At 69.0% G+C, this 14,455-nt stretch carries 11 protein-coding genes and 1 pseudogene; 8 read left to right on the forward strand and 4 right to left on the reverse strand.

Features of this window, described 5'->3' with window-relative positions; all coding sequences use genetic code 11:
• Positions 1 to 625 precede the first annotated feature (625 nt).
• Entirely contained in the window at positions 626 to 3,208 is a 2,583-nt protein-coding gene (locus tag E0H50_RS39925) for an MXAN_6230/SCO0854 family RING domain-containing protein (protein ID WP_131296368.1), read from the forward strand.
• Positions 3,209 to 3,334: 126 nt separating this feature from the next.
• Positions 3,335 to 3,919 (forward strand): hypothetical protein, encoded by a 585-nt coding sequence (locus E0H50_RS39930; protein ID WP_131296369.1) that lies wholly within the window; start codon positions 3,335 to 3,337, stop codon positions 3,917 to 3,919.
• Positions 3,920 to 3,921: 2 nt separating this feature from the next.
• On the opposite strand, the gene E0H50_RS39935 is transcribed toward E0H50_RS39930, so the two are convergent.
• From E0H50_RS39935 to E0H50_RS39945, 4 genes and pseudogenes are all read right to left on the reverse strand, one after another.
• On the reverse strand, positions 3,922 to 5,307 hold the full coding sequence (locus tag E0H50_RS39935) for a sensor histidine kinase (protein ID WP_131296370.1): 1,386 nt from the start codon (positions 5,305 to 5,307) through the stop codon (positions 3,922 to 3,924).
• 16 nt (positions 5,308 to 5,323) lie between these two features.
• Complete coding sequence (locus E0H50_RS44350) at positions 5,324 to 5,908, reverse strand: NAD(P)/FAD-dependent oxidoreductase (protein WP_337590395.1); 585 nt, start codon at positions 5,906 to 5,908, stop codon at positions 5,324 to 5,326.
• Between the two features lie 56 nt (positions 5,909 to 5,964).
• Positions 5,965 to 6,936 (reverse strand): annotated as a pseudogene (locus E0H50_RS44355) (NAD(P)/FAD-dependent oxidoreductase); the annotation flags it as partial.
• 93 nt (positions 6,937 to 7,029) lie between these two features.
• Complete coding sequence (locus E0H50_RS39945; RefSeq protein WP_131296371.1) at positions 7,030 to 7,788, reverse strand: FadR/GntR family transcriptional regulator; 759 nt, start codon at positions 7,786 to 7,788, stop codon at positions 7,030 to 7,032.
• A gap of 109 nt (positions 7,789 to 7,897) precedes the next feature.
• On the opposite strand from E0H50_RS39945, the gene E0H50_RS39950 reads away from it, so the two are divergent.
• Genes E0H50_RS39950 through E0H50_RS39975 form a run of 6 tightly spaced genes read left to right on the forward strand, consistent with a single transcriptional unit; the run spans position 7,898 to position 14,441 of the window.
• Complete coding sequence (locus tag E0H50_RS39950) at positions 7,898 to 9,409, forward strand: ABC transporter substrate-binding protein (RefSeq protein ID WP_131296372.1); 1,512 nt, start codon at positions 7,898 to 7,900, stop codon at positions 9,407 to 9,409.
• Entirely contained in the window at positions 9,406 to 10,350 is a 945-nt protein-coding gene (locus tag E0H50_RS39955) for an ABC transporter permease (protein WP_131296373.1), read from the forward strand. Before E0H50_RS39950 ends, E0H50_RS39955 begins: the two co-directional genes overlap by 4 nt.
• Positions 10,351 to 11,169: an ABC transporter permease gene (locus E0H50_RS39960; RefSeq protein WP_131296374.1), complete on the forward strand. Its 819-nt coding sequence runs from the start codon at positions 10,351 to 10,353 to the stop codon at positions 11,167 to 11,169.
• A complete protein-coding gene (locus tag E0H50_RS39965; RefSeq protein ID WP_202868543.1) occupies positions 11,166 to 12,119 on the forward strand; it encodes an ABC transporter ATP-binding protein in 954 nt (317 codons plus the stop codon). Before E0H50_RS39960 ends, E0H50_RS39965 begins: the two co-directional genes overlap by 4 nt.
• A complete protein-coding gene (locus tag E0H50_RS39970) occupies positions 12,112 to 12,981 on the forward strand; it encodes an ATP-binding cassette domain-containing protein (RefSeq protein WP_131296375.1) in 870 nt (289 codons plus the stop codon). The genes E0H50_RS39965 and E0H50_RS39970 overlap by 8 nt, the downstream gene beginning before the upstream one ends.
• On the forward strand, positions 12,978 to 14,441 hold the full coding sequence (locus tag E0H50_RS39975; RefSeq protein ID WP_238151671.1) for an aldehyde dehydrogenase family protein: 1,464 nt from the start codon (positions 12,978 to 12,980) through the stop codon (positions 14,439 to 14,441). Before E0H50_RS39970 ends, E0H50_RS39975 begins: the two co-directional genes overlap by 4 nt.
• The last annotated feature ends 14 nt before the right edge of the window (positions 14,442 to 14,455 follow it).

Raw genomic sequence — 14,455 nt, forward strand, 5'->3', positions numbered from 1 at the left:
AACGACCTGTTCACATCAGGTCACCCGGATGCCCGGGCCATTCCACCAGTTGGTCAGCACCAAGAAGGGTCGAAAATCATGCAGATCCCAGCCTTCTCCGCCTTCCCCGCCCGTACCGGCGCCGACGGTCCCGGTGGCAACGACTGGTTCACCGGTGGCGGAAACGACTGGTGACCGGCGGTATTTCTTTACTTCTTTCTTACATTTAAGAGAGATCGTTCACCGGCTAAACGCGGGAGCCCCCAATTTACCGCACAGTAATTACCCACGGACTATGCCAATCACTATCCGTGGCATCGCGCCTGCCGACAGTGATCGCAGCGGCGCATCAGTGCCAGTTCGGCAACGAATCGGGGACCCGGTGGCGCAGTATTTGGGTGAACGTTCTACTCTGGAGATCTCCGGTAGCGGGGTCTGGGCGGGGCGGCCCCGACCCTGCTACCGGAGCTCTTCTTTTCTGAGCCCCTCCGGTGGGCGGCGGCGCCGAAACTGTCGGTGGCGCCCGGTAGCGTTCTCAGTGCCAGGGGCGGCTCCTGGACGTGCTTCCTTCTCCTTCACCAGGCCAAGTAGCGCGTTCGCTCTCCGCCCCTGGCGCCTTCCTGACGCCCACCCGGGGGAGACGCCGATGCCGGACCAACCAGCGGATCCGCAGGCTGCCGTCCTGCTGCGCCGCCGCCGGCTCGTCGACGCCACCGCCCTCACTCCTCCCGTACGGCGCTCCGCCTGGCACTGGCTGCGCCGGCCGCTCACGATCCAGGCCGGCCTGTCCGCGCTCCAGGCCGACCTGATCCAGCGCGGTCTCCTGCTGTCGGTCGGTCTGTACCGGCACTGTGCCTCGCTGTCGGCGCCCGCGCTGGCCGGTTTCGGCAGTGCGCTGCTCGACCTGCTCGACGCCGAGTCCGGGTTCGACGCCAAGCACACACCGTTGTTCCGGGGCTTCCCGGAGAGTGTGCCGGGCGACACCGAGACCTTCTACGTGAACCGGGTCTTCGCGCGCCTGCTGCAGGAGCCGGAGCAACCGTGCGTGCTCTGCGGCGACACGACGTCTGTGCACGCGGTCTCCCCATGCGCACATCTGGTCTGCCGCACGTGCTGGGACGGCAGCGACTTCAGCGCCTGTCCGTTGTGCCTGCGGCGCATCGACCCGAAGGATCCGTTCCTCAAGCCCTCGCCGGCTGAGGAGCCGCCGGCGCATGTCCGTTCGGATCGTCTGCGGCTGCTCTCGCTGGCCACGGCCGACTCGGTCCGCCAGACCGTCGGGGCCCTGTTGGCGCGCCGCGCGCCCTTGTCCGCGGGGGATCGCGCGGACCTGCAGGTGCTGCTCGACGGCGCGAGCTCGGCCTGGATTCCCGACGACATCCCGGTCCGCGAGACGCGTGCGTTGGTCATCGCGCATTTCCTGGCCGACGATCCCGAGCTGATCGATCGCGCCGACACCGCGACCGACGTATTGCGGCTGGTCTACGCCTTGATGGACGCCGACCCCGGGCTGCGGACGCCGCCGGCCCGGCGGAAGTCGTTGCCGCGGGCAACTCGACGGCTCGTGCTGGAGCGTCTGGACCGGCTGCCGGTCGAGACCCTCGTCGAGGACATGCTGCGTCACGAGCGCGCCTGGAAGCGGATCGGGGAGAACCTGCATCCGTTCGAGTTCGCCACCCGCTTCCCGGTCGCGGCGCTGGCGTTCGCGGTCCTCCGTCGTACCGATCTGGATCTCGGAACGGCCGCCGGGCGTGCGGTGGCGGGCGAGGCGTCGCGGCATCCGCTGGTACGGGTGGAGAGTGGGCGGCTCGTGATGAGCACGTTCAGCTCCCGCGTCGAAGGCGCGTTCGCGCAGGGGCGGCCGGAGCTGGCCCTCGATCTGCTGCGGCAACGTCCGGGCGAGTTGGTACGCCGTCTTGTGCACCTGGCGCGGGCGCTTCCACCGGAGCAGCACGGTGAGCTCGTCGACGCTGTGACGACCGCGGTGTCGGACGTGTCGCCGGCGGTCATCACGGCCGCCCTGGGGCAGGTCCGGACGCCGCCGGGTGATCTGCGGCTGTTCTTCCCGCGCGGTGGGACCGCCCGGATATGGACGGCGGTCGACGACCGGGAGTCGTTGCCGACCGAGCTCGCGGTCGAGCTGTCCGGCGTACTGACCGGGGAGATGCTGCGCCGGGCCACGGGACTGCCGCGTCTGCGCAGGGTGTTCCTGGACGAGGAGCTGTCCCGGATCGCCGCGCCGGGCTCGGAGCGGAACGCGTCGTCGAGCCTGCTGCGGATGACGCGGGGGAGTGCGGTGCCGATCCCGCAGGACGAGCTGCTGCGGCTGTTCCTGCACTGGGTCGAGCCGCGCGGCCGGAGGATCGACCTCGACCTGTCGGTGGCGGTGTTCGACGAGGAGTGGGCCTTCGTCGGGCTGTGCGACTACACCCGGCTGCGGTTCGACCAGGACGCGCTGGTGCATTCCGGCGATCTGACGTCGGCGCCGGGCCCTGACGGTTCGACGGAATTCGTGGACATCGATCTGCGCGCGGTGCGCCGGGTGGGCGGTCGCTATCTGCTGCCGGTGGTGTTCAGCTACAACGACGTACCGTTCGACGAGCTTGAGCGCGGTTTCGTCGGCCTGCTGCGGCAACCGAGCGGGCTGTTCGATCCGGCGGCGGTCGAGGACCGCTTCGACCTGGCCGGCGCGGCGAAGATCCTGCTGCCGTTCGGCGTCGACCTGCGGACCAAGGAGCTGCGCTGGTACGACGTGAACCTCGGCGCGGCCGGGCACGGCCACAACGTCGCGAGGTACGGCGGTCATCTCGGGCTGATGGCGGCGACGCTGGAGGAGGTGCACGGGTCGGGCGACCGGGTGAGTCTGTGGGAGATCTGCTGCTGGCACGCGGCCGCCCGGGCCGACGAGATCGCGGTCCGGTGCGCCGACGGGTCGGTCGTCGGCTACGTCCGGGACCCGGCCGAGGAGCCGGCGGCGTTCGCGCGGCGGGTCGTTGCGCGGTTGGAGCCGGACCGGAGCTGGGACGAGGACGCGGCGAAACGCGCCGATCTCGTCGCGGTGCTGACCGGTGACCTCACGCCGCGCGCGGGCGCGGAAGTGTACGCGCTGCATCCGCGCCTGCTCGACGGCGCGAACCTCTCACTGATCGACGCGCCGTACCTGCTGTCCGGTCTGGCCCCCGACACCCGCGCCCGCGAGAGCCTCGGCGCAACCTCGCCGGCTCCCTGACCTGCACTCGGGCGAGTCTGGGAGGACCCTGAGAGGAAATTGACAATTCCGTGACGGACGCGCGGCCGGTGCTTTGGTCGGCACCCGGGCAGGAGTACAACGGAATTGACGCGAAGGGAGCCACGAATGACGTACGACGTGGTGGTGCTCATCGAGCGGGAGATGAGCGAGGGCGACGCGCGCCGCGTTGCCGCCCTGCATGCAAAGCGCGAGGACACCGTGGACTATCACCTGCTGGTGTCCAGTCATCCGGAGAGCGGGTTCGGCGGTCCGATGGCGTTGCTGGGATCGACGTTCGCGGACGTGGCCGGTCTGACCGGCTCGGCGTCCGTGGTCGGCTCGGCGACGGTGGCGTCGGCGCGCATCAGCCCGCCGGCAACGGTTGACCGAGCACAGAGTCGAACACAGCGTGGAACACAGGGCGGACCACCGACGGCGACCCTCGCGGACCCGGCCGTCGATCTCGCCTCGGTGATCGAGCACAGCTCCCGGCAGCTTCGGGCGGCGAGCGGCTACCCGGTGCACGTCTCCATCACGCACGGCGAGGTGCTGCTGGCGCTGATGCAGATGGTGAAGACCACCAAGAGCCAAGAGGTCGTGGTGGTCGCCTGGCCGGAGACCGCAGCATCATTCGTGTGCTCCGACTGGACCACCAAGGCACGCAAGCTCCTGAAGGTGCCCCGAGTCCGCATCCTCGAGCACGACACCTGATCTCAGCCGGGCGGCTGGTGCGGGAGCCGCACCTGGACCTTGGTCTCGCCCGGGCGTGACGTGATGCCGATCGTGCCGCCGTGGTGTTCGGCGACGATCCGTTGCGCGATGTCGAGGCCCAGGCCGGTGCCCTTGCCGACGTCCTTGGTCGTGTAGAACGGCTCGAACGCACGGGCCGCGACCTCCGGCGGCATCCCTGGACCGGTGTCGGCGATCTCGACGACGATCCGGTCGCCGTCGGCCAGGGTCGTGATCCGCAACGTGCCGACGCCGTCCATCGCGTCGACCGCGTTGTCGATCAGGTTCGTCCACACCTGGTTCAGTTCGCCGGCGTACGCGTCGATCCGGGGTACGCCGGCGCCATATGCGCGCACCACCTCGACGCCGTCGCGGAGCTTGTGCCCGAGCATCACGAGCGTGCTCTCGATCCCCTCGGTGACGTCGATCGTCTGGATCGAGCCGCGGTCCATCTGCGAGTACGAGCGGACCGCGGCGACCAGTTCGGTGATCCGCCTCGTCGACTCCTTCACCTCGCTGAGCAGCGTCGCGACCGACAACGTGCTGGCCACCCATTCGAGACCGGGTCCCAAAGCATCGCCGAGTACGTCGGCCGCGCGCTCGCACCAGCCCACGCTCGTGCCGGCCGCGGCGAGCGGGGGCGCGACGAACCACGATCGCTCGACGTCGTGCTCATCGAGCCAGTCCGCGATCGTGTTCTCGTGATCGGCGAGGTCCACCGGATCCGGCGCCGCCGTCCCTGAGCCGAGCTCGAGCCGCAGCTCGTCGAGCGCGCTGAACTGCGCGGCCGTCACGTCGCCTTCCGCGAGACCGCGCAGCGCCGACAGCAGCGTGACGCACGCGGTGTCGAGTGCGCTGACCGATCGTGCGGCGGCCGCGGCGGGGTTGTTGATCTCGTGGGCGAGCCCGGCCGCCAGCGTGCCGAGCGTGATCAGCGACTCGCGCTGCCGGGCCGTCGACTCGATTGCCCGCGCGGTCCCGTAGACCCCCTTGATCAGGTGCCCGGCGAGCGGGAACCAGTCGTCGATCCGTTCCCGCAGTATGTCGGCCGGCACCCGAAGGACCCGCCCTTCGGCGAGACCGCGGCCGCTCGCCAGGTACAGGCCGTGCTCGTCCCACGCGCGGAACCCGCCGGCCCAGCGCCCCGCGACGTCCATCTTGCCCAGCACGGTGTCCTCGCGGCCGATCTTGCGGTGCAGCGAGATCGCGCCGTCGACGAGCACCCACCAGAAATCGGCGGGTTCGCCCTCGTGGAACAGGTCGACGCCCCGCTCGATCGACACCTCGGTGCTGCCGTCGATCAGCTCGTCCAGTTGCGCATCGGTCAACCCGGCGAAGAGCGGGATCGCGCGCAGGTCCTCTGCCCTCATCAGAAGGTCCCAGTCATCAGATCGTCGCAAGGTAGCGGTGGACGAGATAGATCGACATGGCGCCTTCGCCGACCGCGGACGCCACGCGTTTCATCGAGTCGAGCCGTACGTCGCCGGCCGCGAACACCCCCGGCACGCTGGTCTCCAGCGCGTACGGCGTCCTGGGCAGCGACCACCGGTTCTGCGCGATCAGATCCGGTCCCGTCACGACGAACCCCTTGGTATCGCGGACGACGGAGTCGCCGAGCCAGTCCGTCCGCGGGATCGCGCCGACGAAGATGAACAGCCAGCCGGCGAGCACCTCCTCGACCCGCCCGGAGCTGCGATCCGCGAGCGTCAGGGCCTCGAGATGACCGTCGCCGCGGCAGCCGACCACCTCGGTCCGGCACCGTACTTCGATGTTCGCGGCCTCGGTGATCTTGTCGATGAGGTACCGCGACATCGAGGTCTCGAGGGTGTCGCCGCGGACCACGAGGATGACGCGTTTGGCGTACCGGGCCAGGTTGAGCGCTGCCTGTCCGGCCGAGTTCGCCGCGCCGACGACGTACACCTCGTCGTCCTGGACCTGCCTGGCTTCGCTCGCGGTCGCGCCGTAGTACACACGCCGCGCCCGGTGAGGTCGCCGAGGCCGTCGACGTCGAGGCTGCGGTACGAGACACCGGTCGCGACGATCAGCGCGCGGGCCTCGATCTCACCGGATCCCTCGAGCAGTACGGCGTGCACGGGGCCGCGGGACTCGAGGCCGACGACCGAGCGCGCGAGCACCATCTCCGCGCCGAAGCGGGACGCCTGCGCGACGGCCCGCTGGGCGAGGTCGGAGCCGGTGAGGCCGCGCGGGAACCCGAGGTAGTTCTCGATCGCGGCGCTGAGTCCCGCTTGTCCGCCGGGTGCCTCGCGTTCGACGATCACCGTGCTGAGGCCTTCGGATGCTGCGTAGACACCGGCCGCGAGTCCGGCCGGTCCGCCGCCGACGATGCAGACGTCGTACAGCGGTTGCTCGGCACGGGTGCGCAGACCGAGTGCAGAGGCGAGGTCGAGCGCGCTGGGGGAGCGGAGCGTGTCGCCTTCCGGGATCAGGACGAGCGGGAGGTCGTGGTCGGCGGCGTCGGCGAGCTCCCGCAGCCGCTGCCCTTCGGTGTCGCGCTCGACGTCGTACCAGCGGTACGGGACGTGGTTGCGGGCCAGGAACGTCTTGATGTCGTGTGCGCGGTCCGACCAGCGGTTGCCGACGACACGAACATCTGAGGTGTGCTCGGGGTTGGCGTGCTGCCAGTCGCCGAGCAGGTCGTCGACGACCGGGAAGAGCTGGTCCTCGGGCGGGTCCCAGGGCTTGAGGAGGTAGTAGTCGAGGCCGATCTCGTTGATCGCGCGGATCGCCACGTCGGTGTCGGCGTACGCCGTGAGCAGCAGGTACTTCGCGTTCGGGGCCTGCTCGCGGGCGCGTTCGAGCAGCTCGATGCCGGTCATGCCGGGCATCCGCTGGTCGGTCGCGATCAACGCGATCGGCTGGTTGCGCAGCGCGAGTTTGGTCAGCGCGGCGAGGGCCTGATCGCCCGAGGTCGCGCGGACGACCAGGTAGTCGTCGCCGTACCGCCGGCGCAGGTCACGGGAGATGGCCGCCGAGACCATCGGGTCGTCGTCGACCGTGAGAATCGCAGGTTTGCTCACGCTTGTGCCCCCCACAGCAGTGAACCGATCCCGTCAGAATGCCACGGAAATCACTCAGTCCTCTATGAGCGCTCGCAACGTTTCCTGCTCGGAGTCGGGTACGTACCCGGCGTAGTAGTCGAACATGTTCTGGCGGGCGATCCGGGCCGCGGCGTGGCCGTTGCCGGTGCGGATCGCGTCGACCACCTCGGCGTGGTGGTGCAGCGACTCGAGCATCAGGGCGCGGCTGTTGGCGGCGTGCGCGACCTTGTCGGCGATCAGTCCGAGGACGACACCGCGGACGACCTCGTTACAGGTCTGGATCAGCGAGTTCCGGCTGATCCGCGCGATCAGTTCGTGGAACGCGAGATCGGCCTCGCTGAACGCGGCGAAGTCGACGTCGATCGCGTCCCGCATCGCGACCAGGGTCGCCTCCAGGTCGTCCAGCTCCTCGGGAGTCCGCAGCCGGGACGCGACCTGGATCGCGGCGCCGTCCATGATCATCCGGAACCCGATCAGCTCGCTCAGGGTCAGCTCGTCGACCCGGGCCAGCCGCGCCACCTGCTTGCGGAGCGCGGAGGAGGAGAACGGCAGAATCTCCGGGCCGTTCGGATCGCCGGGCCGGGAGCGGACCACGCCGTTGCTCTCCAGCACCCGCAGTGCCTCGCGAACGGTCGACCGGCTGACCTCGAACTGGGCGACCAGTTCACGCTCGCTCGGCAGCCGCTGGCCCGGAACCAGGTCACCACGGGCGAGAGCGTCCTCGACCTGCTCGACGATCCGTTGGTAGGCGCGCACGGGTTGTACCGGCTCGAACTTCGGGCTCTTTGTCATTCCGGCACACCCCCATTCGCTTGACAGGCACCTGAGCAGGGGACAAACCTAGTGCCCCATTGAGACCTAGTCCACTGGTCAGACCAGTCGGCGCATCGGAGGAGTAGACGTGAAGCCGTCGTTTTCCACTCGAGCGGTCGCATTCCTCGCGTCCGCCGCGCTGCTGGCCGTGACAGCCTGCTCGGCCGGATCCGGTACGTCGTCCGGCAGCTCCCCGGGCGGTGACCAGAACCTGTCGATCGGTCTGGTCGCGGAGCCCGCCAGCCTGGACTTCACCACGACGGACGGTGCCGCGATCCCGCAGGTACTGCTCGGGAACGTGTACGAGACGCTGGTCGAACAGGACGACTCCGGCAAGATCGTGCCGTCGCTGGCGAAGTCGTGGACGGTGTCGCCGGACCGCAAGACGTACACGTTCGACCTGGTCGACAACGCGAAGTTCACCAACGACAAGCAGTTCACCGCGAACGACGCGGTGTTCAGCATCAACCGGGTGAAGACCGCGTGGACGACGTCGCTGAAGGCCGCGATGGACGTGGTCTCGCAGGCCAAGGCGCTGTCGCCGACCCAGTTGCAGGTCACGCTGACGAAGCCGAGCAACGACTGGCTGTTCCGGATGACCACCCGGATCGGCGCGATGTTCTCGGAGAGCGGTGTCAGCGCGCTCGCGACCGCTCCGGTCGGCTCCGGCCCGTTCAAGTTCTCGAAGTGGAACCGCGGCGACTCGATCGTGATGGTCCGCAACGACAGCTACTGGGGCGCCAAACCGTACTTCCAGCAGATCACGCTGAAGTACTTCAAGGACGCGACCGCGCTGAACAACGCGCTGCTCACCGGCACCATCAACGTGATCGGCACGGTGCAGGCGCCGGAGGCGCTCAGCCAGTTCACCAGCAACGACAAGTACCAGGTGATCGAGGGCACGACGAACGGCGAGGTGCTGCTGTCCTTCAACAACTCGCTGCCGCTGTTCAAGGACATCCGGACCCGGCAGGGGATCCGGATGGCGATCGACCACAAGGCGTTGCTGGACACCTGCTGGGCCGGTCGCGGCAAGCTGATCGGCAGCATGGTCCCGCCGACCGACCCGTGGTACGAGGACCTGACCGGAGTCGCGCCGTACGACCTGGCCAAGGCGAAGTCGTTGCTGCAGGCGTCCGGGGCGGTCGGCAAGACGCTCCGGCTCCGGCTCCCGACGTTGCCGTACGCAACGTCCTGCGGCCAGGTGGTGAAGAGCCAGCTGGAGCAGGCCGGGCTGAAGGTGGCGATCGACCAGCTCGAGTTCCCGGCGGCTTGGCTGACGACGGTGTTCAAGAACGCCGACTACGACATGTCGATCATCGCGCACGTCGAGCCGCGCGACCTGGGCGCGGTGTTCAACGCGAAGTACTACACCCGGTACGACGACCCGACGCTGCAGGGCTACCTGGCCGCGGCGGACTCCGGTGACGAGGCCGCGCAGGTCGACAACATGAAGAAGGCGGCGCGCCGGCTGTCCGAGCAGGCCGCGGGCGACTGGCTGTTCCTGCTGCCGAACCTGATGGTCGCCGACAAGAGCGTCAAGGGGCTGCCGACCAACGCGATCACCGAGAACTTCGATCTCTCCAAGCTCGCCCGATGATCCTCCGCCTGATCGAGCGCACCGGCGTGTTCTTGGTCAGTCTTGCGGTGAGCTCGATCCTGGTCTTCGCGTTCATGGCGGTACTGCCCGGGGATCCCGCCCGGGTCGCGCTCGGAGTGAACGCGTCCGACGAGGCAGTGGCCGAACTGCGTCGGCAGTTCGGCCTCGACCGCCCGCTGCCCACGCAGTACTTCGACTGGCTGGGCGGACTGCTGCACGGTGACCTCGGTACGTCGTACGTGTCGAAGGTGGCGATCGGTCCGCAGGTGTTCGACCGGCTGCAGGTCACGCTGTGGCTGGTCGTCGCGGGCATGATCATCGCCCTGGTGGTCGCTGCTCCGGCCGGGACGGTGATGGCGGCGCGGCACCGCAAGATCTCCGGGCTGGCGCTCTCGGCGTTCTCCCAGGCCGGCGTCGCGGTTCCGGCGTTCCTGGCCGGGATCCTGCTGATCGTGGTGTTCGCGGTGCGGCTCGGCTGGTTGCCGGCCAACGGCTGGACACCGCCCGCACAGGATCCGACGATGTTCTTGAAGCAACTGATCCTCCCCGCACTGTCACTCGGCCTGGTCCAAGGCGCCGTCCTCACCCGCTACGTCCGCAGCGCTGTGCTCGATGTCCTGCGCGAGGACTACCTGCGCACCGCCCGCGCCAAAGGCCTGCGTCCGTTCCAGGCGCTCTGGCGACACGGCCTCCGCAACGCCGCCGTACCGGTGGTGACCGTGCTCGGTCTGCAACTCGCGACGCTGCTGATCGGAGCGGTCGTCGTCGAGCGCGTCTTCGTGATCCCGGGCCTCGGCAGCCTGTTGCTCGACGGCGTCTCGAACCGCGACCTGCTCCTGGTGCAGGACGTCGTGATGGTCCTCGTCCTCGCCGTACTGCTGGTCAACTTCCTCGTCGACCTGCTGTACGTCGCCCTCGACCCGCGACTGAGGACGGCGTAGATGAAGCGACTGAACCCGAGCCTGATCGCCGGCGGCGTGATCGTCACGGTGATCGTGCTGATGGCGCTGGTGTCCTTCGTCTGGACGCCGTACGACGCGACGCTTGTCACCCCGACCTCGCGCTTGCTGAAACCGTCGTGGGAACACTGGTTCGGGACCGACAAATTCGGCCGGGACGTGCTCAGCCAGATCATGGTCGGCTCGCGGACGACCCTGTTCGTCGGCGTCGTCGCGGTCGGTGTCGCCGCGGTGATCGGCGTACCGCTGGGCATCCTGGCGGCGATGGTACGGCGGTGGCCGAGCGAGGTGATCATGCGGGCCAACGACCTGCTGCTCGCGTTCCCGGCGTTGCTGCTGGCGATCATGTTCGGTGCGGTGTTCGGGGCCAGCACGCTGACCGCGATGGTTGCCATCGGCATCGCCTCGGTGCCGAGTTTCGCGCGGGTGATCCGCAGCGGTGCGTTGCAGGTGATGCGGACGGAGTACGTGCTCGCGGCGCGTGCGGCCGGCCGGCAACCGTTTCCGATCGCGCTGCGGCACGTCCTGCCGAACGTGACCAGCCTGATCACGGTGCAGGCGTCGGTGTCCTTCGCGATCGCGGTCCTGGCCGAGGCGGCGCTGTCGTTCCTCGGGTACGGAACGCCGCCGCCGACACCGTCCTGGGGCCGGATGCTGCAGGAGAGCCAGGAGTTCCTGTTCACCGCGCCGCGGCTGGCGATCTTCCCCGGGATCGCGATCGCGATCGCCGTCCTCGGTTTCAACCTGCTCGGCGACGGCCTCCGAGACCGCTTCGACCCGAAACTGGAGGATCGACGGTGAACGACGTTCTGACTGTGCGCGGGTTGTCGGTGACCGTTCGGGACACGGCGCTGGTGTCCGATGTCGATCTGACGGTCGGTGCGGGGGAGCGGGTCGGGCTGATCGGGGAGTCGGGGTCAGGGAAGTCACTGACCGCGTTGAGCATTCTCGGGTTGTTGCCCGAGGACGTGCGGGCCGGCGGGTCGGTGCGGCTCGACGGCGTCGACCACGAACTGGTCGGCGCGGACGAGCGACGGATGTCCCGGGTGCGCGGCCGCGACATCGCGATGGTCTTCCAGGAACCGATGACCGCGCTGAACCCGACCATGCGGATCGGTGACCAGCTCGCCGAGGCGATGCTGATCCACAAGACCCTCGCGAAACCCGCGGCCCGGACCGCGGCGGCCGACCTGCTCGACCGCGTGCAACTCCCGGCCGAGACCCTTCGCGCCTATCCCCACCAGCTGTCAGGGGGCCAACGGCAACGAGTCGTCCTGGCGCTCGCACTGGCCAACGATCCGGCCCTGCTGATTTGCGACGAGCCGACGACCGCACTCGATGTGACCGTCCAGGCCCTCGTCCTGGACCTGATCGTGCGCGGTGTCGTGGACCGGTCGTCCGCGCTGCTCTTCATCACCCACGACCTCGCCGTCGTCGCCACCGTCTGCGAACGAGTCCTCGTCATGTACGGCGGACGCGTCGTCGAGGCGGGCCCTGTCGCCGAGGTGTTCACCCGTCCTCGTCACCGCTACACAGAAGGCTTGCTGGCGGCCTCCGACCTCGAAACCACGTCCCGTCGTCTCACCACCATCCCCGGCAACGTACCGCCCGCCGGCCGGTTCCCGTCGGGCTGCGTCTTCCGGACCAGATGCGCGCACGCGACAGCGCTCTGCGAGGAGACACCACCGTGGACAGGCTCCGAGACCGCAGGCTTCGCGTGTCATCACCCGGCGGGGGTGGGTAATGACTGAGCACATCCCTACGACGCACGAACTTGAGACGCCGACCGCGATCCAGGTGGTCGATCTGGTGCGCGACTACCCCCGCCCGCGGACCTCGTTGTTCCAGCCGGCTCCGGTCGTGCACGCGCTGCGGGGCGTGAGCCTGGAAGTCAAGCAGGGCGAGCGTTTCGGCATCGTCGGTGAATCCGGCTGCGGCAAGTCGACCCTCCTGCGCCTGATCGCCGCTCTCGACCGGGCCACCTCCGGCCATGTGATCGTCGAGGACACCGACATCACCCGCCTCCCGGAACGCCGGCTGCGGTCGCTGCGCGAAAACCTCCAGCTCGTGTTCCAGGACCCGATGAGCTCCCTCGACCCGCGCATGCGGGTCCGCGACATCATCGCCGAACCGCTGGTCGTTCAGGGCCATCCGGCGTCCGGCGAGCGCGTTCGCGAGCTGCTCGAAGCCGTCGGTCTCTCCGCGGATGCCGGCGACCGGTACCCGCACCAGTTCTCCGGCGGCCAGCGGCAGCGCATCTCGATCGCCCGCGCCCTCGCCCCGCGCCCGCGGATCCTGATCGCGGACGAGCCGGTGAGCGCGCTCGACGTGTCTGTCCGCGCCCAGGTCCTCAACCTGATCTCGGACCTGGTCGACGAACTCGACCTCACGCTCGTGTTCGTCTCGCACGACCTGTCCGTGGTGAAGCACGTCTGCGACCGCGTGGCCGTGATGAACGCCGGCCAGATCGTAGAGACGGGCTACACCGGTGACGTGTACGCCGCCCCGCAGCATCCGTACACGCAGCGCTTGGTGTCGGCCATCCCGACGCTCCAAAGGGCGCTGTCCGGTGCGACCACCGCCGACCTACTCGCGAAGGGGGAATCAGCGTGAAGATCCAGCTCGACAGCGGCGAGACGATCACGATGCCGTCCGGCCTGCCGATCGGCGAGACGTGGGTCGAGGCGCCGTCAACCGCTCCGGTGATCTTCCCGTACGACGGTTCGACCGTGGCGCACGCACCGGTCGGGGACGTCGAGCTCGCTCAGGCGGCGCTCGAGAGCGCGCTCGCCGTACGAGAAACGGTCGGCCGGCTCCCGTCGTACCTGCGTCGGAAAGTCTTGCAGAGCGTGCATTCCGCCGTACTCGCCAACCGGGACGCGTTCGTGGATCTGCTCGTGCTGGAGACCGGCAAGCCGCTGGTCGACTGCCGGGTCGAGATCGATCGGACACTGCTCACGCTCGAGACCTCGGCGGAGGAAGTTGCCCGGCTGCACGGTGAGACGGTGCCGCTCGACCTGCTGCCGAGCGGCGAAGGACTGCAAGGGTTCTGGGTACGTAAACCGATCGGCGTGGTCATCGGGATCACCGGGTTCAACTACCCGTTGCTGCTCGCCGCGCACAAGATCGCGCCGGCGTTCGCGGCCGGTTGCCCGATCATCGTGAAGCCCGCACCGCAGACGCCGCTCGCGACGCTCTGGCTCGCACACCTGATGCGGTCCGCGCTCGCTGACGCGGGAGCACCGCAGAGTGCTCTGCAGCTGATCACAGGCGGCGCGGACGTAGGTGCCACGCTCACCACGGACGCTCGGATCGGTGCCGTCTCCTTCACCGGATCCGCGGCGGTCGGGCATCGCATCGCGCGCGACGCGGCGCCGACGAAGGTACTGCTCGAACTCGGGTCCAACTCCGCGCTCGTTGTTGCCGCGGACGCCGACCTGGACGCGGCCGCCGACGCGATCGTGCGCGGCGGGTACTACGCGTCCGGGCAGGCCTGCATCTCCGTGCAGCGCGTGATCGCCGTCGAGTCGGTGCGGGACGCGTTGCTGGACAGGCTCGGCGCGCGAATGCCTGGTGTGGTGGTCGGCGATCCGCGTGATCCGGCGACCCGGGTGTCCGCGCTCATCAACCCGGCGTCGACCGATCGCGTGCGCCAATGGGTCGGTGACGCGGTCCAGGCCGGCGGATCGGTCGCGTACGAGGCCGCTGGCGACGTACTCGGGCCGATCGTGCTGACCGACGTACCGGACGGGCTGCAGGCGTGGGACGAGGAGATCTTCGGGCCGGTGATCGCGGTGCGGTCGGTTCCGGACGTGGAGAGCGCGCTGCGTGCGGTCAACGAGACCCGGTACGGGCTGCATGCGAGCGTGTTCACGTCCTCGCTCGAGACGGCGTTCGCGGCGATCGATCGGCTCGACGTCGGGGGAGTGGTGATCAACGACGTGCCCGGGTTCCGGTCCGACGTGATGCCGTACGGCGGCGTGAAGGACTCCGGTACGGGACGTGAAGGCCCGCGGTTCGCGATCGAGGAACTCACCACGACCCGGATGGCCATCATCCGCCCGCGCCCATGACCCATTCCGAGGTG

It is taken from the genome of Kribbella sindirgiensis (assembly GCF_004331435.1).
Taxonomy (GTDB): domain Bacteria; phylum Actinomycetota; class Actinomycetes; order Propionibacteriales; family Kribbellaceae; genus Kribbella; species Kribbella sindirgiensis.